We start from the raw sequence: 19,260 nt of genomic DNA on the forward strand, positions 1-19,260 counted from the left end.
AGCGCTTCAGGGGCGCTTGCGAGCGAGGATGATCTGCGCCAGCAACGCCGCATTGCTATCGAAATGATGACCCCCCGGCACGACATATTGCTGGGCCAGCCCCTGCGGGATCTTGCCGCAGGCGCTCTCGTCTTCTTCCTGCCCGCGCACGCATTGGACCGCCAGGCCGCGCAGCCGGGTAATCGCCGGAATGGTCGGCAGCCCGCCGCTATCGCCCACGTCCAGCCAGCTGCTGAGGTGAAACTGGAAATCCGCCGTGCTGCTCAAGCCCAGGAGGGACACGCGCTCGATCTTGCTGCGGATGGCCGGCGGTAGAGCATCGACCATGAACGGGAGGGCATCCGCGCCGAAGCTGTAACCGATGAGCAGAACTCGCGGACGCGCCCATCGCTCGCTAAACGTGTCGATGAGCGCCGCGAGATCGCGCCCGGTCCCGGCAGGCGTGCGCGCGGTCCAGAAATATTCGAGGCTGTCCACGCCGACCACCGCTATCCCTGCCGCCGCGAGTTGGCTCGCCACGTCGCGGTCGATGCTCGCCCAGCCACCGTCGCCCGAATAGATGATCGCCATCAGATCGCGGTTCATCGGCGTCGGCGCTGCCTGCACCAATGTGAGCGGCATGGTGAGGTGCGGGAGCGCGCCGGCGGGAGTGCGCGGCTGGTCGCGCGGCAGCAGTGCCATCGTCGCATCGCCGATGGCTTGCGGCCATGCCTGCGCGGCTGGGGGCAGCGTTCTCTGGTTGGCGCCCGGCACCGCGCGCACGAAGGATTGCGTCCGGCCGACTTGCGCCGCCGTGCCCATGACGAGCCAGGGCACGCCAATCTGCCTGTTCGGGTGCAACGACCAGCGGCCGGTATGCCCGACTCCCGCAAAGGACGCGCCGCCGGTCGTGCACCATGGGCTGGCGCTGACCACCTGCGGCGTGAAACCGATCGAAATCACCCCACGGTAGGGCGCGTTGGGCCATTGCGACAGCGCGGCATAGGTCAGAGCCGCTCCCGTACCCTGGCCGATCAGCACGGGCTTGAGATAGGCCTCAATTCCCGCACGATGCTGAAGGTCCTTGGAAAGGTCGTTGATCGGCGCATTCAGGTTGAGGCAGCGTTGATGCCAAGCCTGAACGGTCTTGAGCAACGTAGCGGCCGAAATCGTCGCAACGAGCAGCCCGCGCTGGCTCAAGCCCCGCGCGATCGGGGCGGCCGTCGGCGAATCCGAAAGAAAAATTACGGCACCCTGCGGCGTACCGGCCGGCCGGTCGACATGCACGGCGCCAAAGGGCGCCAGCCGATAGGATGCGCCCGGCGCGGCGGAGGGTGTGCGCCCCTGCGCAGTCGCGCTGACCGCACCCAGCAATCCCAACGCCAGAAAGCCGAGCAGTTTCTTGCGCATGTTCTACCTCGCCTTCGATCCGATCGTCGGCGACCGCGCCGCCCGATGTCTCTAGCGGGCCGGAATACTACAGCGCCCGCTGCCCTGCGAGACGCAAGATGGGCTCGTCGCAAAAGCGACCATTCACCCCTCTTGACGTGCCCCCTGCCCCGGCCGACTAGAGCGCGGCGAGGATGGAGCAGAGCATGACCGGCAGAGCAGTTCAGATGGCGGGATGGCAGACCGAGCATGTCATCGGATTTCGCCCGACCATGTCCGCCTTCCTGCTCAAATCCTTCAAGGGCTGGCTGACCCTGGCCGGATCGATCCTCCTGCTCGGGATTCCGTTTATTGCCGTGGGCGTGGTCGCGCTGCGCTATCGCATGACATGGTACGAGCTGAGCGGCGAGCGCCTGTTCATTCGGCAGGGCATCCTCGCCCGGACGGAAGAGGAGATCGAACTCTACCGCATCAAGGATGTGCGCGCGGATTTCTCGATCATCCAGCAATTGTTTGACGTCGGCAATCTGCAGATCATCTCCTCGGACCTGACCGGCGAAGGCGTCGATCGGCGCACCGTGCTGCGCATCAGCAACCTGGAAAATGCGCGCCATATCCGCACGGAGCTGCGCAACCGCGTGGAGCGCGCGCGCAGGATTAAGGGCGTGCGCGAAATCGACATGTAAGCGCACCGGGCGCGTTGCCGGACCGGCTAGATTGGCACGCAAAAAAGCCCGGCCGTTTCCAGCCGGGCTTCCTTGAAATCGAGCGTTCGACTCAGGCGAAGCTGACAGTCGTGCGACGACGACGCATCATCGTGCCGGCAATCGCAAACCCGCCGATCAGCATCATCCACGTGGCCGGCTCAGGCACGGGCGCAGCAACCGGCGAAACGCTGCCGGACAGGGCGAAGCGCGTGCCGCCATTCCACTTCACGACGGTCTCGTTCGAGAGCGCCAGCGACGTGCCATCAGCCGTCAGCGGGCTTTCGAAGACCAGCGCGATCGCCGAGATCGGCGAAACGAAGGTAGCGCCCAGACCGAGGGTGGACGACCAGGCGACGCTCGTCGCATCCGCAAGCGTGTAGGTGTCACCCGGGAAATTGCCGAAGAAGCCGTAATTATTTGCCGTGGTGCTGATCGAGAAATCGAGCAGTGTCGACAGATCGTCGCTGGTGGTGAACGATCCCGTCAGCGCACCGCCGCCGATGAAGTTCACGTCATCCAGCGTGAAGGTGATTGCTGCAGAGGCAGGCGCTGCCGCCAGCAGCATCGCACCGAGCGAAGCCGCCGCCAAAAGTGATTTACGCATGATAGTCTCCCACATGTGTCGCTGCGACTCTGCAGCTGACAGCGAGCGACATAGCAGACCTTTAAAATTGATTAACAACGATATTAACCATTGCTGTTCTAAAATGGGCCACTCTTTATCGCTTCGATGGCCCAGCGCGGTAAGGCTCACGCCGGGCCGATCAGGCATTCCTGAGAAAGGCCTGGCCTCGTTTGACTTGAATTATCCCGCCACTTATGGACGGCGCCAAAGATCAATTGCTTGGCTGCACCTGCTGCGTCGCGGCCCTTAAAGAGCAGAAGGCTCTATGAGGGCATTCCACCTGGGAGAGATCAAGCGTGACGCGCGCGACCGCCGGGCATGGGATCGGGACGAACAGCAAATGGGCCGACATCACAGGCCGCATCAGAAAGGCAGGATCGCGTGAACGCTCTCGCAACGGACAATCGGCCAGTGGGCGGCGCCAAGCTGATCGACGGCAAGACCGTCGCCCTCAAGATGCGCGACGAGCAGCGCGCGCGGGTCGAGGCGCTTCAGGCGCGCGGCGTGACGCCGGGTCTTGCGGTTGTGCTGGTGGGTGAGGATCCCGCCTCCGCCATCTATGTCAGCCGCAAGGTGAAGGCCTGCGAGGCGGTCGGCATCAAGTCGATCAGCCATCGTCACCCGGCCACCATCACCAATGAGGAACTGCTGGTGTTGATCGGCAAGCTGAATGCCGATCCCAATGTCCACGGTATTCTCGTCCAGCTGCCCCTGCCCAAGCATATCGACATGGAGAAGGTGCTGGAGACCATCGCGCCCGAGAAGGACGTCGATGGCTTCCACCTTTACAATGTCGGCGCGCTGGTGGTGGGGCGCCAGGTCTTCCCGCCCTGCACGCCTTATGGCGTGATGAACCTGCTCAAGCATGAGGGCATCCCCATCGAAGGGCGCAATGTCGTCGTGGTCGGCGCATCCAACATCGTCGGCAAGCCGATGGCGCTGATGCTCATGGCCAATGATGCGACGGTCGCGATCTGCCATGCCAAGACGCGGGATCTCGGCCAGTGGACCATCCTCGCCGATATTCTCGTCGTCGCTGCGGGCGTGCCGAACCTGATCGTGCCGCAGATGGTGAAGACCGGTGTGGTGGTGATCGACGTCGGCATCAATCGCCTGCCCGATGGCCGCGTGGTCGGCGATGTGGATTTCGAGGGCGTATCCAAAAAGGCGAGCCACATCACGCCCGTGCCGGGCGGCGTCGGCCCGATGACCATCGCCATGCTGCTGGAGAACACCATCCAGTCAGCCGAGCGGATCGCGGCCAATAAGGAAGGCTGATCAGCCTTTCAGCGCACTGGCGGATTGCCCGCCGGTGCGCTCCGCATTCATCAATTAGCCGACGCGCCGCGCTTCAATGGCCGCATAACGGTCATCGATCGGGGTGATGCCGGTCATTTCGAGCCCCGCCGCGCTCAACAAGGCGCGATACTCGGCCTCCGTTCGCTCCTTGCCGCCAACGCTGAGCATGATCAGGTCGCCCCGGATCACGTCTTCATCGCCCGGGCCGACACGGTCGGGCACGATCCGCTCGATGATCAGGATGCGTCCGTCCCCAATCGCATCCCGGCAGTTGGACAGGATTGTCCGACACCGCGCGTCGTTCCAATCATGCAGAATGAATTTGAGGAGAAGGAGGTCCGCGCCGGGCGGAACAGCATCGAAAAAGCTGCCGCCGAGATAGGCAATGCGATCTCGAACGGGCTGCCCGTCCTGCCACTTGAGCGCAGCATCGCCGAGCGTTGCTAGGTCGAAAATTTCGCCGCGCAAATGGGGATGGGCTTCGAGCAGGCCAACGAGCAGTGCGCCATAGCCGCCGCCGACGTCCCGCACCGTCTTCACACCCGAAAAGTCATAAGCCCGAGCGAGAGCCCGGCCGACACGCAGGCTCCCTTCTGCCATGGCGCGGTTGAAGACATCCGCCCGCGCCGGATCAGCCTGCTGCTGGACGAAATGATCAGGACCGGAGGGCACGGAGGGCTCCCCGCTCTTCACGCTGATACCCAGATTGGCGAAGCTGTTCCACATCCGCTCATTCCAATGTCCGCTCATGCCATAAAGCGAATCCGGCGCGTCCTTGCGCAGGCAGTCCCCGAGCGGCGTAAGCGAGAAGCGATCCGAGCCCTCATGCGTGACAAGGCCAAGCACCGCCAGTGCGCGCAGCAGGCGCATGACCCCGTCCTCACTGCAACCCAATGACTGAGCGATAGCCGCGCTATCGTGGTGTCCGGCAGCGAGTTCCTCGATGAGGCCCAGCCCAACCGCCTCGCCAATCACCTTGGTCTTCCAGGCCGCCGTGATCATGTCGATAAGCCGATGCCGCTCTTCACGGTCGATTGTGCCGTCCATCCTCTTCCTCCGTTATCGGATGCCATGATGGCAGAGCCGCCATCAGCGCTCAACCGCGCCCATCATCGACGATTGACTTGTGCGGACACGCAGCGTCAAGAGAAGCGCCATGGCTGAACCGACCCGCCCGCCTGAAGCGGCTCCCGTCCTGTTCTTCGATTCCGGCGTGGGGGGGCTGTCCATCCTGCGCCCCGCCATGGCCCTGCTGCCGACGATGCCCATCGTGTACGCCGCCGACAATGCCGGCTTTCCCTATGGCATCAAGAGCGAGGCGGAGATCGCGGCGCGCGTCCCGGCGCTGCTGGGCCGGCTGGTGGAGCGCTATCGCCCCCGCATGGCCGTGATCGCCTGCAATACCGCTTCGACCATCGCCCTCGCTTCGGTGCGCGCGGCGCTCGATATTCCCGTTGTCGGCACGGTGCCTGCGATCAAGCCGGCCGCTCTGGCCTCGAAAACTCGAGTCATTGGCGTGCTGGGCACGGATGCCACGGTGCGACAGCCCTATGTCGATCGGCTTGCCCGCGAGCATGGCGCGGACTGTACGGTCTTGCGGCATGGCAGCGCCGCTTTGGTCGCTTATGCCGAGGCGCGGCTGCGCGGTGCACCGGCCGACCCGGAAATTCCGGCTACTGCTCTCGCCGGCCTGCTCGAGCAGCCGGGCGGAGACCGGATGGACATGGTGGTCCTCGCCTGCACGCACTTTCCGTTGGTGGAAGCTGAACTGGCCGAGGCCGCGCCGCACCCCATCACCTTCCTCCACGGCGGCGACGGAATCGCGCGGCGGATCGCCTGGCTGAACGGCGATGCGCCCTGGCCGGCCGACCCGGCGCCGGGCAAAGCCGTCTTCACCGGCCCCTCACCGGACATCGAAGCACTCAGCCCCGCGCTGCAGACCTACGGCATCACCAAAACCGAACTACTTTGAGCCAAATCAAAGCGTAGCGGCGCCACATCATTAGACGCCAATATCGACTTGCAAGCCATTATCAGTGGAATTGCGAGCCATAGACCGCTAGAGGCGCGGTATCGAGACGGGACAAGCTGCCGACCATGAATTATCAGCATGTTTTCACGCAGGCGATCGAGCGCCTGCATGGCGAGGGCCGCTACCGGGTCTTCATCGACATTCTGCGGAACAAGGGCGCCTTCCCCAATGCGCGCTGCTTTGCCGGGCATAACGGTCCGAAGCCGATCACCGTCTGGTGCTCCAACGATTATCTCGCCATGGGCCAGCATCCCAAGGTGATCGCGGCCATGGAAGAGGCGCTGCACGATGTCGGCGCCGGCTCCGGCGGCACCCGCAATATCGGCGGCAACACCCATTATCATATCGATCTGGAAGCCGAGCTGGCTGACCTGCACGGCAAGGAGAGCGCGCTGCTCTTCACATCCGGCTATGTCTCCAACGAGGCGACACTCGCCACGCTGGGCAAGCTGCTGCCCGGCTGCATCATCTTTTCTGATGCGCTCAACCACGCCTCGATGATTGCGGGCATCCGCAATTCGGGCTGCGAGAAGCGCGTGTTCCGTCATAATGACGTGGCCCATCTGCGCGAACTGCTGGCCGAGGCCGATCCGGATGCGCCCAAGCTGATCGCCTTCGAGAGCGTTTATTCGATGGACGGCGACGTGGCGCCCATCCACGACATCTGCGACCTTGCCGATGAGTTCAACGCGCTCACCTACTGCGATGAAGTGCATGCCGTAGGAATGTACGGCCGGCGCGGCGGTGGCATCACCGAGCGGGACGAGGCGGCGCACCGCATCACGATCCTCGAGGGCACGTTGGGCAAAGCCTTTGGCGTGATGGGCGGCTATATCGCTGCCGACAAGGTGATCATCGATGTGATCCGCAGCTATGCGCCGGGTTTTATCTTCACTACCTCCCTCTCGCCCGTGCTCGTTGCCGGCGTGCTCGCGGCCGTGCGTCACCTCAAGCAGAGCCAGGTCGAGCGCGACGCGCAACAGGCTGCAGCGGCGTTCCTCAAGGCCGAGATGGCCAATGCCAATCTGCCGGTCATGCCGTCGGTCACCCATATCGTGCCGCTGATGGTGGGCGATCCGGTGAAGGCCAAGCGGATCAGCGACATTCTGCTCGCCGAATATGGCGTGTATGTGCAGCCCATCAACTTCCCCACCGTGCCGCGTGGTACGGAGCGGCTGCGGTTCACGCCCGGCCCGTCCCACAGCGAAGAGATGATGCGTGAGCTTGTCTCCGCGCTGGTCGAGATTTGGGATCGGCTGGATTTGGAGTTCCGCAAGGCGGCCTGACCCGCGGCACGGGAAATCGGGCGAGCGGTTCCGATTTCCTACCCATTTTTTGCCAGCTGTGTTACACTTCTCGCGTTGAGGCGGGGAGTTTCGCTGTTTATCATCGAGTCGGCTGTGCATTGCGGCTGACGGTGCGCGGAATTCCGCTTTGCCCCTCGATAGGAGGGACATCCGATGAGAAAATTAACCGACGAATGCACGGACATGGCGAGAGCCATGCTGGATGCCGAATTGTACGCAATCGCCCGTCGTGCGGCTGCGCGCGAGTCGAATACGCCGCTGCAACAGGCGGTGAACACCGAAATTGCCCGTCGTAATCTGCCCTTCCGGGGTGAACTGCGTTACGGTTGAGCGCGCCGCGCTAGGTGGCGCTAACGCTGACTTGCGCGCACGAGATCGGCGAGCTTGTCGCTGGCGATGGCCGGTGAACGCAGAAAACCCTGATAACAGGTGCAGCCCGCCCGGGCGAGAAGCGCGAGTTGCTGTTCGGTTTCCACACCCTCGGCAATCACGCCCAGCCCGAGCGAGCGCCCCATATCGATGATCGCGCGGACGATCACGCGATCACGCGCAGTGCCCTCGATATCGCGCGCGATGCTCCGGTCGATCTTGAGATAATCGAGCGGCAGCGCCTTGAGATAGGCAAGGCTGGAATAGCCGGTTCCGAAATCGTCGACCGCGACCTTGAGCCCCGCCTCTCGCAATTGCGTGAGCAGCAGCGAGGCGCCGACGAGATGCTCGACCAGGCCGCTTTCGGTCAGTTCGACGGTCAGACGCTCGCGCGCGAAGCCCGATGCATCGACGGTCTGGAGGAAGTTCTGCAGGAAATCCGGCTCGGAGATATCAGCCGCGGTCACGTTGATCGCTAACCGCAGATCGCGCAGTTCCTCGGGCCATGCCGCCGCCTCCGCCAGTGCCCGCGCATGAATATGATCGGAGAGCGGCAGCATGAAATCGGATCGCTCGGCGATGGCAAACAGCGCGCCGGCGCCGATCTCGCCATAATGAGGGTGCTGCCAGCGCGCGAGTGCTTCGACGCCGACGATGCTATCATCCTCCATCGCATATTGCGGCTGGAACAGGAGCTGGATCTGGCCGGAATCGAGCGCGTGGCGCAGGTCGTTCTGCAAGCGATCATCATCCACGATGCGGCTGGCTTCGTCCGCCACCCGGATGCGGATGCCGCCCTGCGCACTGCCGCGTCGGGCGTCCGCGAGCGCATTGCTTGCGCGGCGCAGGATCGTCTCGGCCGCATCGCCCGATTGACCGGGCGCAAGGCCGCAGCGCGCCGTCAGGCGAATGAGATAGTCGCCCGCGTTGAAAGGCCGACTGATTTCCGCGACGATTTGCTGCGCAAGCAGCGTTGCCCGCTCTACGGATGGCAGCGCGGTTTCAGGCCCGCCCAGCACGGCGATGACAAACTCTGTGCCGGTGATCCGCGCCACCAGCGAGTCGCGCGGCGCCATGGCATCCACGAGCCGCTGGAGGCGGATCGCGACGCGAGAGAGCATCGCATCGCCGACCAACCGCCCATAAGCGCTGTTTACCCGGTCGAAATCGCCAAGCCCGATCAGCAGCACCGCCGGCAGCCGCCCTTGCGCCAAATGATGGTCGAGCCAGCGGATCGCGCCTTGGCGGCTGGCAAGGCCCGTCATCGGGTCCCGATCCCGCCGGTTGGCGCGATGATGCACATCGAGTTCCTCGACCTCACCGCTAAAGCCCTGCGCATCCGGATAGAGATGCTGGACCAGCCGTCGATCCGGCTGCGACGGGACGGCATGGGCAAAGGCGGAGGGCATCAGGTCGTCGACGGCGCGGCGGATCGCGGCCACGGCCCCTGCCCGGTCCGCCCGATCCAGCGCGCGGACCAGATCGGCAATGCCCAGCCGGGCATGGTCGGCATCCGGCACCATGATCCGCAGCAGATCGCCAAGCGCCGGGCTGATCGCAAGGGTCCGCTCCGCGCCATTCCAGCGCCAGAACAGGCCATCACTGCGTGCGACGGCATGGCGGTTGCCCGCCGCGGCAAGACTGCCGATCAGGCGCTCGGCCAGCTTGTCGGCGGTGCGCAGCGCGATGGTGAAGCGGGCCTCGTCGATCTCGCCATCGAGCAGATGGGTGGCACCGGCCCCGATCAGCCCGGGGACGTGCGGCGCGCCGACGTCTTCAACGAGCAGCAGCAAGGCGCCCCCGGAGGCTTCGACGGCGGCCGCCAGGGCTTTCACCATTTCGAGGGCATCATCCGGCGTCACACCCCGCAGATCGATGACCGCGATGCGCGCCAGGCTCCCGAGATAGCGGCTCTCGGCCCGGTCCAACCGCCGCGCCGCGATGGGCTTCCACCCGGCCTGCGCAGCACAGGCGGAAAGCGCGTCACGGTGCGCGGCCGAGAGAATGAACAGCGGCAGCCCGCCCATGTCCCCGGACAGGCCGGATGACTGGTCGCCCTCTTCATGGGACCGGGCTGCGGCAGGCTCTCTCACAATGGTCGCGATCCGTTCAGGCTTGTGGATTAGCGGACGGGATCGAGCGCAACCGACGCGCGATGGTTGCGCCTTCCCCCCGCATCGCCTAGCTAATGCGTATGGCGAACGCAATCGACAGCCTCCCCGACGCAGCTCCGGCCATGCGCGACAGTCACGGTCGCCGCATCGACTATCTGCGGATTTCGGTGACGGATCGCTGCGATCTGCGCTGCCGCTACTGCATGAGCGAGACGATGCAGTTCCTCCCCCGGCGGGAAATCCTGACGCTTGAAGAAATTGCGGTCATCGCCGAGCGCTTCATTGCCCGGGGCGTCCGCAGGATTCGCCTGTCAGGCGGCGAGCCGCTGGTGCGCCGCGACTTCGGCGATCTCGCTCGTGCGCTGGGGCGCCATGTGAAGGCCGGCCGGCTGGACGAACTGACGCTGACGACCAACGGCACGCAACTCGCGACCTATGCCGATATGCTGTTCGATGCCGGCATCCGGCGCATCAACGTCAGCCTCGATGCGCTCGATCCGGACATTTTCGCGCATGTGACGCGCGGCGGCGATATCGCCAAGGTGCTCGGCGGTCTTGAGGCCGCGCGGCAGGCGGGCCTCAAGGTCAAGCTCAACACTGTGGCGCTGCGGGATACCAACGAAGGCCAGATGCTGCCGCTGCTCGATTATTGCGCGCAGCAGGGCTTCGACCTCACCCTGATCGAGACGATGCCGCTCGGCGAAGTGGCAGAGGATCGCTCGGATCGCTTCCTGCCGCTGATCGAGGCAATCGCTCCGATTCGCGAGCGGCACGCTCTCATCCCGCTGGATGACCGCACCGGCGGGCCGGCGCGCTATTTTGCCCTCTCCGGCCTCAAGACCCGGCTCGGCCTCATCACGCCGCTCTCCCAGAATTTCTGCGCCGATTGCAACCGGATGCGCCTCACCTGCCAGGGACGCATCTACATGTGCCTGGGGCATGAAGATCATATCGATCTCAAGGCCGCATTCCGCGAACAGGGTGTCGCGGGGATCGACGCCCTGCTCGACCGGGCGCTGGCTGCCAAGCCGCTGGCACATGACTTCAGCGTCGCGGCTGGCGCGCAGCCCGCCACGCGCCGCCACATGAGCGTGACGGGCGGATAACGCCACCTCATGGCTGATCGCAAACTTGCCCTGCTCGCCTCGCCCACGGACGCTGCGCAGGAAGCCGCGCGGCGGCTGCAGGCGGTCATCCCGTTCGTCAGCCTCAACGAGGCTGATATCATCATTGCGCTGGGCGGCGACGGCTTCATGCTGCAGACGCTCCATGCGCTGCTGGAGAGCCATCGTCGGGTGCCCGTGTTCGGTATGAACCTGGGCACCGTGGGCTTTCTGATGAACGAATGGCGGCAGGACGGGCTGGACCAGCGCCTCGACAAGGCCAAGGCGTTCAAGGTGAACCCCTTGCGGATGCACGCCGTGACAGTGAGCGGCGAAACCTTCGCGATGCCCGCGATCAACGAAATCTCCCTGCTGCGCGAGACACGCCAGACCGCCTGGCTCGAAGTTTCCGTCAATGGGCGAGTCGTGATCCAGGAACTGGTCTGCGACGGCGCGCTGGTGGCCACGCCGGCCGGCTCTACGGCCTATAATCTATCGGCACACGGGCCCATTCTCCCGCTCGACTGCGGCCTCGTCGCGCTCACGCCGATCAGCCCCTTCCGTCCACGCCGCTGGCGGGGCGCGATTCTTCCGGAACGCAGCAAGATTCGGCTGCGTGTGGTCGATCCCGTCAAGCGCCCGGTCTCCGCCGTGGCCGACCAGCGCGAAGTGCGCGATGTCTCGCAGGTCGAGATCGCCGTGGATTTCGCCATGCCGCTTACGCTTTTGTTCGATCCTGAGCACACGCTGGACGATCGGATCGCGGCTGAACAATTTATCTCATGAGTGCTCTTGCGTTTCTTTCAAACCCGCTGCTATAGGCGCGGCCTCGCCGGACGAAAGCCCGGCTGCTCCCCGATAGCTCAGCGGTAGAGCATTCGACTGTTAATCGAATGGCCGTAGGTTCGAATCCTACTCGGGGAGCCACTACACCGCGAAGTTTCGGTGAAATTCAACATATTACCCCCATCGTGGTTATTTGAGGCCCCCTGCGTGGCCCCCGTTTCAGTTTGAAGCGCTGTCTTTCGATTCACGCGACACGATCCAGGCCTCGACCTCCGAACGGCGCCAACCGACGCGATTCCCGCCGAGATCCCTGCGTTGCGGAAAAGTGCCGGCAATCATGCGGCGATAAATCGTCGCGCGACCGAGGCCGGTCATCTCGCGGACGCGTGGGAGGCGCCAGAGCGCCTCGCCGCTGTGGCTGTGAGTCGTCATGATGCTCCTCCCTCGTGCGCCGGCGGTGGAAGCAAGGCCGGCATGTCTCCCGTTTCGTAAGCATGAGCGATTCGCGGCCGCACCAACTCGCCAACGAGTTGGCCGTCGGGCATCACGATGTTCGCCAGGAACTCGCTCTCGAATGTGCTGATGCCGACCTCGACTGCTTCGAGCTTGGCCTTGATGACGAGCAGCAACGCGCGCCATCGCGAGCGGCAGGCCTGCTCCCATTGCTTTTGGGCTGCATCGGCCGTGCGAAGGCGCTCCTTGCCATGGCCATCCCGATAGGTCGTGAAGTCCTTCTCGGCCGCGTCAGGCAGCCGCAGGTGAAAACGCACCTGCCGATCCGCCATCGTGAACCCGATGAAGGCCCGCGTAGCGTCGTACCCGCTCATATACTGAGCGGCCCCATAGCGCTCGACCAATTCCTCGATCTCCGCGCGCGTCTTCGCGATCGGCACTTCGGTGCGCGCTGCATATCTACCGGACATGGCGCGGCGCCTCCTCGGCGAACGGCGCCTGATGTGCGCAGCCGACATCGCCGCGCACCGCGCAACGCGGGCAAGGTTCGCGGCTCCATGCCGCGCGCCGGGGCGGCGCGCGTCGGCATGCAGCCGAACGCGCGCCCGCCATATGGAGGGCAACCATCATCTTCTCCTCGAATCGTCGAGCAGCACCACATCAGCGGCAGCAGCGGGCGGGTAGCGACGACCGCAGTCGCGGTCGCCGCTGCGCGATCTCCGATCACGGGCGTGTCTTCACGGATAAGTCCGGAAGCTCACGCGGGACTCGCAATCGTCGTTCTCGCCGATCTCCTCGCCGCATTCATCGCAGACGGGCGGCGGGATGCGGCTGAGCCACGCGATGCCGGCGGCCGTGACCGCCACGGCGATGACGAACCAGATCATGCCCGGCTGTCCTCTCTGGCAAGACCGGGCCTGGATGCCTGACGCCCTCGCCTCGGCCTGGTGGTCGCAGGCAGCAGCAGTTGCTGCCCCTGCCCTGGGAAAGCACGATCAAGCGCCAGGCACTCTGCGCAGCGGCACAGGTGCGAGCGGGCGCTCATAGCCGCTCCAGCTGGTCGGCGATGGACTGCAGGTCTGCGATCAGGCCGGAGAGCCCGTCGCGGGAAATGCTGAACACGACGCTCTCGTCGGTCGGCTGCGCGGGGTTGCCGCCGTAGACTGCAATGATGGCCCCGCCGATCTCCGACAGCGGCCACCAGGCGATGCCCATGCCGCGTGTGATGAGTGTGTAGGAGCAGAAGCCGCGCCGGAAAGCGTGCGGCACCCAACCGAACCCGCGCTCATCGATGACGAGCGGATCGGCCGCCTGCGGAAACGGTCCTGCGCCCTCGGGTGGCAGAATCTCGGCGATGATGTCCCCCGCGATCATCATTCCATCCCCAGCGCCGCGAGATAGGTCTGGAGGATCGCCTCCATCTCCTGACGATCATGCTTAGGTAGCTTCCGCAGGCTGACGATCTGCCGCATGATCTTGACGTCATAACCGGTCGCCTTGGCCTCGCCGTAAGCATCCTTGATGTCGTCCCCGATGCCCTTCTTTTCTTCCTCGAGACGCTCGATGCGCTCGATAAGCAGGCGCAGCTGGTCGGCGGCAATGTTGTCGCTCATGTTCAAACTCCGAAGATCGAGAGGACGCCCGGCCCGCCGATCGCGAGATCGAGGAGCCAGGCGGCGCCGAGGCCGAGGCCCAGGCCGATGAGGGTGAGGCGCGCCCAGTGGTTGAGGGCGCGCATGGCCTCGGACGTGCGGTGCGGATCGCAATGCTCGCAGTGGCAGGCGATGGGGTGGACGCGCGCGGGGCGCGGGCGCGGCGCTTGCGCGCGCAACGAGAGAGCGCGCCTCATACCGCGGCCTGCCCGGCCGCATCGGCCGGCGCGCACTGATGCGCGGTGGCGAAGCGCGGCTCTTCCGCGCAGCTGGTGCAGAGATCGTCCTCCGCCCACCCGCATGTCATGTCGCCGTTGCGGCAGGCATCGTGCTGGGTGCAGGCGCAGACCCGGCAGATGGCGGGCGGCGGCTTCGCCGGATTGTCCACGCATACGCAAAGCTGGATCAGCACTTCGCCGTCAAAGGGATAGAGCTGCTGCAGCGCGACGGCCGTGCTGATGGTCAGCGGTGAAACATCCTGCTCGATATTGCGCAACCAGGCCACGCGATCGCGCAGGTTCATTGGATAGGGTGTCGTCTCAATGCGGAGCGCGACGTCCTCGACTTCGAGGCCGGCAGCGGCGCGGCGGCGGGCGAGATAGGTGCCGGGGCTCATGGGCGCAGACGAGTGCATGGGCAGGCTCCAGACAGCAGAAAGCCGCTCCCGGAAGCGATGCTGCGGGACGGACGGTGGACAGGATGCAGTGGACGGTGGGCGGCGCTTAGGGCGGTGCGCGCGACTGGACGGCGCCGATGGCATCGGGCGCCTGCTTGGCCCTCTCGACGTGCTCGAGCAGCGGGAGAATGTTCTTCAGCTCATCAAGAGCCTCGATCACTTCCCGCTGCGCGGCACGCCGATCGGCTTCAGTCGCACCGGGGAGAGAGAGACGCACCAATGCGGCCTTCGCCTCCCCTGTCTCCTTCACCACGTTGATGACGCGGCGGAGGATCTCGAATTGGTCGGTGTAGGCTTCCGCGACCGCGGCGCCGAGCATCAGACCATAAACATCGTAGATCGGGCGGCCCTCGCCGCCGTGCTTCTGATACAGCAGATCGAGCTTGATGGCAGCGGGCACATTGACCTCGCCATCCTGATCCTCATCGCCCCATTTGCGGACGGTGCGCTCCTCATAACCCACGGCCTCGCCCATGGCCTTCCAGCCACCGGGCACCTGGCCGGCGATGCGGGCCAGCGCAGCATCGATGCTGAGCGGGCGACGGACCTTCGTCATGCCGGCGCCTGCAGTGCGCAAGCCGGCGCCAGTCCCTTTGTTGTGGGAGCCGGGGCGCAAGGGCGCCCCTTGCCGGACTGGCGCCGGTCGCGCGACGGACGGCCGGGAGCGCGACCGTGCGCAGTCAATCCTCCGCAGGGACGGCTTGAGGCCGCCCCTGCTTTGGCTACAGTCGCTATTCCAACAACCACGACTGTGAGAAGAATCCATGGATTTAAGTAAAACGGCAACGCTGCTCGCGCAGGCCGATCTGGCGCTCCTGCGCCTTTGCGGACTGACGCTGAGCCTGCTCGTTGACAAAGGTGTGGCGACGAATGAGCAGGTTCGCCACCTGATCGAGGACGGGATGAAACCACTGTCGGCAGACCATCCTCATCTGCCGGCATTCGAGGCACTGATCGACGAATTTCGCTGAGTGCGCCCGCACGCAGAGTCTCTCGGACGACGTCGTGCAATAGGCAGGGTTTCGTCATATCACTGACCCACCATTCAGCCCGACGAACGCGCACTTGCGCATCGGCCCTGCACCAAAACAGAACATGGCAAAAGCCAAGGTCGTCTGCCCGATACGGGCGCCGATTGCCTGCCTAAGATCGCCTCCGGAGATCGGGACGGAAACGCCCCGACCTCCTTCGGCCATCGCGGCTTCGCTGGGGGGGATGCCGCGAAAGATCATCCCCGGACGCCTTCGATCCGCTCAGGCACAGCACGCAGTGGCTCACCGGGCGGAGGAACGTCCTCTTTTACTCCGAGGGCCACCGCGATGCGATGGGATTCACCACGAACGCAGCGACGCTTTCCAGACAGGACATTGTGGACCTGGGTGGGGTTGAACCCGCGATCCATGGCCCATTTCGTCACGGAGATGCCCGACGCCGCAAACTGCTTCCGCACTGCATAAATGCGCTGGGTGAAGCTTTCAGAACGCGAGACTCCGGGGCCTGACATGTGCCATGTCACCTTTGTTGAAGTTTGTGAGTGATGAATGCACCAATTATGGTGATCGGTCAAGATAGGAACACCAATACTGGTGATATTTCGCTGAGGCTACGCCAAGCCCGCAGCGACCTTGGCCTTACGCAAAGCGATTTGGCCAAAATTGGCGGCGTGAGCCTCAATACCCAGAACCGTTATGAAGGCGGGACTTCACCGCCTGTCGAGTATCTGTTGCGGATCGGGGCAGCGGGGGCAGACTGGTTCTGGATCATCACTGGCCAGCACATGGAAACCGATCCACTCGATTCGCAGACGGCCCAGCTCGTCCAGCTCTACAAAACGCTACCCGACTTTCTCAAATCGATCGCCCTCGCCCAGGTGCGCGTCATGGCCGATCAAATCCCTCCCGAAAATCTGGACACGCCGCCTCCGCCTGAGAGCGACCAGCAGCAGGCGACCATGCACGATCAGCGGCAGGATTATCGACACCAATAGTGCTGCCCGGGGGGCGGAATGATACAGAAATCGAACGACCCGCGGTCGCGCGAGAAAGCGCCCGTCAATTGGGATCGACGGTACATGATCGGGCTGATCGTGACGGCCGTGGTGACAGTGGCCTTCGGCGCTTGGCTCTGGATGTCAACCGAAGCGCTTCAGCTCAAAATTGAGCATCATGCAACCGAAGCTGCCAACCGCTATGCAGACCCACGCCACATAGGCGAAAAAGGCGAATGCCTCAGCCTGCCCCTTCCTGAGCGCGCTGGCTGCGTAGCGGCAGTACGTGAGGCCTCCTATGAACGCCAACGCAATGAGCGCGACCTCGAGGCTCAACAAATTATGGCGGCCTGGACGCGGGCCATCGGAATTGCAACGGTCATAGGCTCGGCTTTCGGGATGTTCGGCCTCAGTCTGATCTTTGTTACGTTCCGCGAAACCCGCCGCACGGCGCAAGTCGCCCAAGAGAATCTCGACGCTTATTACGAATCAGAGCGTGCTACCCTTCATGCCGTGAGTGGGCAAATTGGTAACAAATCCGGCCATGAAGGGGATGTTGTAGGCATTGAGATTGAAAACAAAGGTCGATCCGCCGGCCGTATAATTGAAATGGGCCGCCAGTATCCTGACAGCACCGAGGGCGACAGCACAGCAAAAAAATGGACTGTGGTTCCTGCCGGACAGAAGGTCCTCATTCCAGCTTTCCCGGTCCCTTCAAAAGACAGTCCGGTATCGACTGTTCTTTGGATTAAGTACCGTTCCGTTGGGCCTCGCATCTACACGAGCTATTTTACCGTGCAGGTGAGTTGGTATGAGCAGGTGGGAAACAGTTTTATGGCAATCGCGCCCCATTGGAGTGTCAAAGTCACTCACAATGACGGTCACCCCGATGATACCTAGCGCCGCGGCGCTTCGCACCTTATCGTTGCTCAGCCTATCCTTGCTGGCGTCATGCGGACCTACAAAAGCTCAGAACTGCGCAGTCCCTTGGCCCTGGTTCTACTCATGGCACGACGAGAGGATAAGGGACAGCGAGGGCTATTCTGTCGAGCCGCTGCCCGCGAATATCATCAAAGTCACCCGCTCCGGGCGCGTTCTCTGGAATGGCATCGATGTCACTGAGCGTGGCTATGAGGCAGTCGCTGATGATTATCTCGACCAGCTGACCGGGTTCGGGCGGCAGACGAAAGTCAGCCTCGACTTCGACGCTGGGGCGCCATGCTCAAAGATCATCAGAGTAAGGCAGATGATGATGCAGCACCTGCGCTGTGACGAGCAGCAGATCTGTCTGCGGGGGCACCGCATTTGACCTGGGTGCCTGCGCCGAGCCGGCTTAGACCATCACTTCGCTAGACACCTATAGATGCGCCAATGATCGCGCGGTCGTTTTCACCCTTGCCACATCCAAAGACTCGGTGAACACTGCGTAAACCTTGTGGGGGGTCATCGTGGGAAATAAGAATCGTATTCGCGCGCAGGTCGTCATTGCGGCCCTGCTCGTTTTGTCGGGATGCTCGGAGCAAAGAGCGCCCGACAGCACCGCCGCCGGGAACAGCGCTGCCCTCGCCGCTGAAGCGAAGACCGAGGCCCCGACCAAAACGCCCGATGGCAGGCTGTATGTCTCGGCCCAGACCATGTTCGACAAATTCAAGAATGGCGTTGTGTATTGCTATCGCCCTGGCGACGGGGACAGTTGCGACAACGTGCAATATGCCGAAACTGTCGTCAGCCCGACCCAAGTGAACACGATCACCGTCTATAAATGGGACAGTGCCGAGAAGCATGTCATGAGGGATCGGCAGATACTCAAAGGCGACGCCATCTGCGTGACCTCGGACGAGTGGTCAGTCGAGCGGGCCAATTACTACATCACGGTCGACAATGTTGCCAAAATTCAATCCACGGACATCAGCGCGAATGCGGCCAACCTTGAGACGTGGCGGAAGGATTTGCGCGAGCGCTGGGCAGGCGTGATGGGACATGAATTCTGTTACCGCTACGCCCTGCGGCTCGATGAAAAAGGCGAAACGCACGGCGGCGAGTTCGAGGAGTTCAAGTTCTCAGGCGGCGTGCTGCAGCCGGCTGAAAGGCCGGTCTATCTCAACACTTATGAGCGCAAAGATTTAGACGCGCTGACGCTGCGGCCGCGAAACTAGGCGGGACCGTCGGCCCAGAGACGTCGGGGGGAGAATGATGACGACAGCTGTGTCTTGCAAGCTTTGTTACGGGAATGGGTACCGGTCGTCTGGGTCGATTTGCGAGGGCTGCGGTGGAGCGGGGTCTGTACACGTCCTCGAGCCCGCCACACCCTGCAAGCTGTGCTATGGCAACGGGTACAGATCGTCGGGATCCGTTTGCGAAGCCTGTGGCGGCTGCGGTTATGCGGGCCGCATTGGCGGATCAATCGCTGCGCCAGCAGCAACTGCGGTACCGGGGCAGATACTCGCTACCGTGGATAATTCCGAGATTCTGACGGAGCTGCGCGCGATCAGAAGCGCCACCGCCAACTCTGCGCAGCAGATCGCGGAGATGAGCTCAATCGCCTATTTCGTCGGCGTATTCATCTCGATGGGCATGAACTTCGCCATCGGAAACGGCTTGGGCGCGCTGCTGATCTGCTGGCTATCGTGGCTCAATGTCGGGTTTGTCGCCGTCGGCTTGGCCACGGGGACGTACATCACGCCGCCCGCCGGCGGATAGCCTGCCGGCCCGCATCGAGCAGAAAGCGACGAGTTGCACGTTTGGGATGTTCCCAATCTGTTCTCTTTGGCGTTATGTGAGC

Annotated in this window: 26 protein-coding genes and 1 tRNA gene; 14 read left to right on the top strand and 13 right to left on the bottom strand. The window is 63.7% G+C overall.

Going from position 1 to position 19,260, the window contains the following annotated elements; genetic code table 11:
• Nucleotides 1–6: 6 nt before the first annotated feature.
• Nucleotides 7–1,389: an AcvB/VirJ family lysyl-phosphatidylglycerol hydrolase gene (locus tag M2341_RS10045; RefSeq protein ID WP_264585132.1), complete on the bottom strand. Its 1,383-nt coding sequence runs from the start codon at nucleotides 1,387–1,389 to the stop codon at nucleotides 7–9.
• A 185-nt stretch (nucleotides 1,390–1,574) separates the two neighbouring features.
• Here M2341_RS10045 and M2341_RS10050 point away from each other — a divergent pair, with 185 nt between their 5' ends.
• Complete coding sequence (locus M2341_RS10050; protein ID WP_264585133.1) at nucleotides 1,575–2,054, top strand: PH domain-containing protein; 480 nt, start codon at nucleotides 1,575–1,577, stop codon at nucleotides 2,052–2,054.
• A gap of 91 nt (nucleotides 2,055–2,145) precedes the next feature.
• Here the strand turns inward: M2341_RS10050 and M2341_RS10055 are convergent, their stop codons facing one another.
• On the bottom strand, nucleotides 2,146–2,679 hold the full coding sequence (locus tag M2341_RS10055) for a PEPxxWA-CTERM sorting domain-containing protein (protein ID WP_181559787.1): 534 nt from the start codon (nucleotides 2,677–2,679) through the stop codon (nucleotides 2,146–2,148).
• A 402-nt stretch (nucleotides 2,680–3,081) separates the two neighbouring features.
• Between M2341_RS10055 and folD the strand changes: the two genes are divergently transcribed.
• Nucleotides 3,082–3,978: a bifunctional methylenetetrahydrofolate dehydrogenase/methenyltetrahydrofolate cyclohydrolase FolD gene (folD, locus tag M2341_RS10060; RefSeq protein ID WP_264578979.1), complete on the top strand. Its 897-nt coding sequence runs from the start codon at nucleotides 3,082–3,084 to the stop codon at nucleotides 3,976–3,978.
• A 54-nt stretch (nucleotides 3,979–4,032) separates the two neighbouring features.
• Here folD and M2341_RS10065 read toward each other — a convergent pair whose 3' ends face one another.
• Nucleotides 4,033–5,046 carry an acetylserotonin O-methyltransferase gene (locus M2341_RS10065; protein ID WP_264585134.1) on the bottom strand — a complete coding sequence of 338 codons (1,014 nt, stop codon included), beginning with the start codon at nucleotides 5,044–5,046 and terminating at the stop codon, nucleotides 4,033–4,035.
• A gap of 109 nt (nucleotides 5,047–5,155) precedes the next feature.
• Between M2341_RS10065 and murI the strand changes: the two genes are divergently transcribed.
• The 3 genes from murI to M2341_RS10080 all read left to right on the top strand — a co-directional run bounded on the left by murI (nucleotide 5,156) and on the right by M2341_RS10080 (nucleotide 7,668).
• Nucleotides 5,156–5,971 carry a glutamate racemase gene (murI, locus tag M2341_RS10070; RefSeq protein WP_264585135.1) on the top strand — a complete coding sequence of 272 codons (816 nt, stop codon included), beginning with the start codon at nucleotides 5,156–5,158 and terminating at the stop codon, nucleotides 5,969–5,971.
• Between the two features lie 125 nt (nucleotides 5,972–6,096).
• Nucleotides 6,097–7,317, top strand: coding sequence for a 5-aminolevulinate synthase (gene hemA / locus M2341_RS10075; RefSeq protein WP_264585136.1), 1,221 nt, complete (start codon nucleotides 6,097–6,099; stop codon nucleotides 7,315–7,317).
• A 174-nt stretch (nucleotides 7,318–7,491) separates the two neighbouring features.
• Nucleotides 7,492–7,668, top strand: coding sequence for a hypothetical protein (locus tag M2341_RS10080; protein ID WP_181559792.1), 177 nt, complete (start codon nucleotides 7,492–7,494; stop codon nucleotides 7,666–7,668).
• A 20-nt stretch (nucleotides 7,669–7,688) separates the two neighbouring features.
• On the opposite strand, the gene M2341_RS10085 is transcribed toward M2341_RS10080, so the two are convergent.
• Complete coding sequence (locus tag M2341_RS10085; RefSeq protein WP_264585137.1) at nucleotides 7,689–9,800, bottom strand: putative bifunctional diguanylate cyclase/phosphodiesterase; 2,112 nt, start codon at nucleotides 9,798–9,800, stop codon at nucleotides 7,689–7,691.
• 143 nt (nucleotides 9,801–9,943) lie between these two features.
• Here M2341_RS10085 and moaA point away from each other — a divergent pair, with 143 nt between their 5' ends.
• From moaA to M2341_RS10100, 3 genes are all read left to right on the top strand, one after another.
• Nucleotides 9,944–10,927, top strand: a complete 984-nt coding sequence (gene moaA, locus M2341_RS10090; RefSeq protein ID WP_264585138.1) for a GTP 3',8-cyclase MoaA — start codon at nucleotides 9,944–9,946, stop codon at nucleotides 10,925–10,927.
• Nucleotides 10,928–10,936: 9 nt separating this feature from the next.
• Entirely contained in the window at nucleotides 10,937–11,710 is a 774-nt protein-coding gene (locus tag M2341_RS10095) for an NAD kinase (RefSeq protein ID WP_264570410.1), read from the top strand.
• A gap of 66 nt (nucleotides 11,711–11,776) precedes the next feature.
• Nucleotides 11,777–11,851, top strand: a tRNA-Asn gene (locus tag M2341_RS10100).
• A gap of 78 nt (nucleotides 11,852–11,929) precedes the next feature.
• On the opposite strand, the gene M2341_RS10105 is transcribed toward M2341_RS10100, so the two are convergent.
• From M2341_RS10105 to M2341_RS10140, 8 genes are all read right to left on the bottom strand, one after another.
• Entirely contained in the window at nucleotides 11,930–12,142 is a 213-nt protein-coding gene (locus M2341_RS10105; RefSeq protein ID WP_264585139.1) for a helix-turn-helix transcriptional regulator, read from the bottom strand.
• A complete protein-coding gene (locus tag M2341_RS10110; RefSeq protein WP_264585140.1) occupies nucleotides 12,139–12,633 on the bottom strand; it encodes a hypothetical protein in 495 nt (164 codons plus the stop codon). Before M2341_RS10110 ends, M2341_RS10105 begins: the two co-directional genes overlap by 4 nt.
• Before the next feature lie 267 nt (nucleotides 12,634–12,900).
• Nucleotides 12,901–13,050 (bottom strand): hypothetical protein, encoded by a 150-nt coding sequence (locus M2341_RS10115; RefSeq protein WP_264585141.1) that lies wholly within the window; start codon nucleotides 13,048–13,050, stop codon nucleotides 12,901–12,903.
• 154 nt (nucleotides 13,051–13,204) lie between these two features.
• On the bottom strand, nucleotides 13,205–13,540 hold the full coding sequence (locus tag M2341_RS10120; protein ID WP_264585142.1) for a hypothetical protein: 336 nt from the start codon (nucleotides 13,538–13,540) through the stop codon (nucleotides 13,205–13,207).
• Nucleotides 13,537–13,776 (bottom strand): DUF2312 domain-containing protein, encoded by a 240-nt coding sequence (locus M2341_RS10125; protein ID WP_264585143.1) that lies wholly within the window; start codon nucleotides 13,774–13,776, stop codon nucleotides 13,537–13,539. Before M2341_RS10125 ends, M2341_RS10120 begins: the two co-directional genes overlap by 4 nt.
• 2 nt (nucleotides 13,777–13,778) lie before the next feature.
• A complete protein-coding gene (locus M2341_RS10130; protein WP_264585144.1) occupies nucleotides 13,779–14,012 on the bottom strand; it encodes a hypothetical protein in 234 nt (77 codons plus the stop codon).
• Nucleotides 14,009–14,449 (bottom strand): helix-turn-helix domain-containing protein, encoded by a 441-nt coding sequence (locus M2341_RS10135; protein WP_264585145.1) that lies wholly within the window; start codon nucleotides 14,447–14,449, stop codon nucleotides 14,009–14,011. The genes M2341_RS10130 and M2341_RS10135 overlap by 4 nt, the downstream gene beginning before the upstream one ends.
• A gap of 88 nt (nucleotides 14,450–14,537) precedes the next feature.
• Complete coding sequence (locus tag M2341_RS10140; RefSeq protein WP_264572948.1) at nucleotides 14,538–15,047, bottom strand: hypothetical protein; 510 nt, start codon at nucleotides 15,045–15,047, stop codon at nucleotides 14,538–14,540.
• Nucleotides 15,048–15,255: 208 nt separating this feature from the next.
• Here M2341_RS10140 and M2341_RS10145 point away from each other — a divergent pair, with 208 nt between their 5' ends.
• Complete coding sequence (locus M2341_RS10145; RefSeq protein WP_264585146.1) at nucleotides 15,256–15,462, top strand: hypothetical protein; 207 nt, start codon at nucleotides 15,256–15,258, stop codon at nucleotides 15,460–15,462.
• Nucleotides 15,463–15,719: 257 nt separating this feature from the next.
• On the opposite strand, the gene M2341_RS16495 is transcribed toward M2341_RS10145, so the two are convergent.
• Nucleotides 15,720–15,995: a DNA-binding protein gene (locus M2341_RS16495; RefSeq protein ID WP_413715390.1), complete on the bottom strand. Its 276-nt coding sequence runs from the start codon at nucleotides 15,993–15,995 to the stop codon at nucleotides 15,720–15,722.
• Nucleotides 15,996–16,028: 33 nt separating this feature from the next.
• On the opposite strand from M2341_RS16495, the gene M2341_RS10150 reads away from it, so the two are divergent.
• The 5 genes from M2341_RS10150 to M2341_RS10170 all read left to right on the top strand — a co-directional run bounded on the left by M2341_RS10150 (nucleotide 16,029) and on the right by M2341_RS10170 (nucleotide 19,178).
• Nucleotides 16,029–16,478: a helix-turn-helix domain-containing protein gene (locus M2341_RS10150; RefSeq protein ID WP_264586025.1), complete on the top strand. Its 450-nt coding sequence runs from the start codon at nucleotides 16,029–16,031 to the stop codon at nucleotides 16,476–16,478.
• An 84-nt stretch (nucleotides 16,479–16,562) separates the two neighbouring features.
• Nucleotides 16,563–17,378, top strand: a complete 816-nt coding sequence (locus tag M2341_RS10155; protein WP_264585147.1) for a hypothetical protein — start codon at nucleotides 16,563–16,565, stop codon at nucleotides 17,376–17,378.
• Nucleotides 17,353–17,787, top strand: coding sequence for a hypothetical protein (locus M2341_RS10160; RefSeq protein ID WP_264585148.1), 435 nt, complete (start codon nucleotides 17,353–17,355; stop codon nucleotides 17,785–17,787). Before M2341_RS10155 ends, M2341_RS10160 begins: the two co-directional genes overlap by 26 nt.
• Nucleotides 17,788–17,926: 139 nt before the next feature.
• Complete coding sequence (locus M2341_RS10165; RefSeq protein ID WP_264585149.1) at nucleotides 17,927–18,634, top strand: hypothetical protein; 708 nt, start codon at nucleotides 17,927–17,929, stop codon at nucleotides 18,632–18,634.
• 295 nt (nucleotides 18,635–18,929) lie between these two features.
• Entirely contained in the window at nucleotides 18,930–19,178 is a 249-nt protein-coding gene (locus tag M2341_RS10170; RefSeq protein ID WP_264585150.1) for a hypothetical protein, read from the top strand.
• The last annotated feature ends 82 nt before the right edge of the window (nucleotides 19,179–19,260 follow it).

The sequence above is a fragment of the Sphingobium sp. B7D2B genome, from assembly GCF_025961895.1.
In the GTDB taxonomy this organism is placed as follows: domain Bacteria; phylum Pseudomonadota; class Alphaproteobacteria; order Sphingomonadales; family Sphingomonadaceae; genus Sphingobium.

Bases quoted from the DNA above. Each gene is read 5' to 3' on its own strand.
- hemA (WP_264585136.1), top strand. From the start codon at position 6,097: ATGAATTATCAGCATGTTTTCACGCAGGCGATCGAGCGCCTGCATGGC.
- M2341_RS10110 (WP_264585140.1), bottom strand. From the start codon at position 12,633: ATGTCCGGTAGATATGCAGCGCGCACCGAAGTGCCGATCGCGAAGACG.
- M2341_RS10095 (WP_264570410.1), top strand. From the start codon at position 10,937: ATGGCTGATCGCAAACTTGCCCTGCTCGCCTCGCCCACGGACGCTGCG.
- M2341_RS10130 (WP_264585144.1), bottom strand. From the start codon at position 14,012: ATGAGGCGCGCTCTCTCGTTGCGCGCGCAAGCGCCGCGCCCGCGCCCC.
- M2341_RS10120 (WP_264585142.1), bottom strand. From the start codon at position 13,540: ATGATGATCGCGGGGGACATCATCGCCGAGATTCTGCCACCCGAGGGC.
- murI (WP_264585135.1), top strand. From the start codon at position 5,156: ATGGCTGAACCGACCCGCCCGCCTGAAGCGGCTCCCGTCCTGTTCTTC.
- M2341_RS16495 (WP_413715390.1), bottom strand. From the start codon at position 15,995: ATGTCAGGCCCCGGAGTCTCGCGTTCTGAAAGCTTCACCCAGCGCATT.
- M2341_RS10150 (WP_264586025.1), top strand. From the start codon at position 16,029: ATGAATGCACCAATTATGGTGATCGGTCAAGATAGGAACACCAATACT.
- M2341_RS10140 (WP_264572948.1), bottom strand. From the start codon at position 15,047: ATGACGAAGGTCCGTCGCCCGCTCAGCATCGATGCTGCGCTGGCCCGC.
- M2341_RS10160 (WP_264585148.1), top strand. From the start codon at position 17,353: ATGACGGTCACCCCGATGATACCTAGCGCCGCGGCGCTTCGCACCTTA.
- M2341_RS10045 (WP_264585132.1), bottom strand. From the start codon at position 1,389: ATGCGCAAGAAACTGCTCGGCTTTCTGGCGTTGGGATTGCTGGGTGCG.
- M2341_RS10155 (WP_264585147.1), top strand. From the start codon at position 16,563: ATGATCGGGCTGATCGTGACGGCCGTGGTGACAGTGGCCTTCGGCGCT.
- M2341_RS10080 (WP_181559792.1), top strand. From the start codon at position 7,492: ATGAGAAAATTAACCGACGAATGCACGGACATGGCGAGAGCCATGCTG.
- M2341_RS10105 (WP_264585139.1), bottom strand. From the start codon at position 12,142: ATGACGACTCACAGCCACAGCGGCGAGGCGCTCTGGCGCCTCCCACGC.
- M2341_RS10115 (WP_264585141.1), bottom strand. From the start codon at position 13,050: ATGATCTGGTTCGTCATCGCCGTGGCGGTCACGGCCGCCGGCATCGCG.
- moaA (WP_264585138.1), top strand. From the start codon at position 9,944: ATGCGCGACAGTCACGGTCGCCGCATCGACTATCTGCGGATTTCGGTG.
- M2341_RS10125 (WP_264585143.1), bottom strand. From the start codon at position 13,776: ATGAGCGACAACATTGCCGCCGACCAGCTGCGCCTGCTTATCGAGCGC.
- M2341_RS10065 (WP_264585134.1), bottom strand. From the start codon at position 5,046: ATGGACGGCACAATCGACCGTGAAGAGCGGCATCGGCTTATCGACATG.
- M2341_RS10050 (WP_264585133.1), top strand. From the start codon at position 1,575: ATGACCGGCAGAGCAGTTCAGATGGCGGGATGGCAGACCGAGCATGTC.
- M2341_RS10135 (WP_264585145.1), bottom strand. From the start codon at position 14,449: ATGCACTCGTCTGCGCCCATGAGCCCCGGCACCTATCTCGCCCGCCGC.
- M2341_RS10145 (WP_264585146.1), top strand. From the start codon at position 15,256: ATGGATTTAAGTAAAACGGCAACGCTGCTCGCGCAGGCCGATCTGGCG.
- M2341_RS10055 (WP_181559787.1), bottom strand. From the start codon at position 2,679: ATGCGTAAATCACTTTTGGCGGCGGCTTCGCTCGGTGCGATGCTGCTG.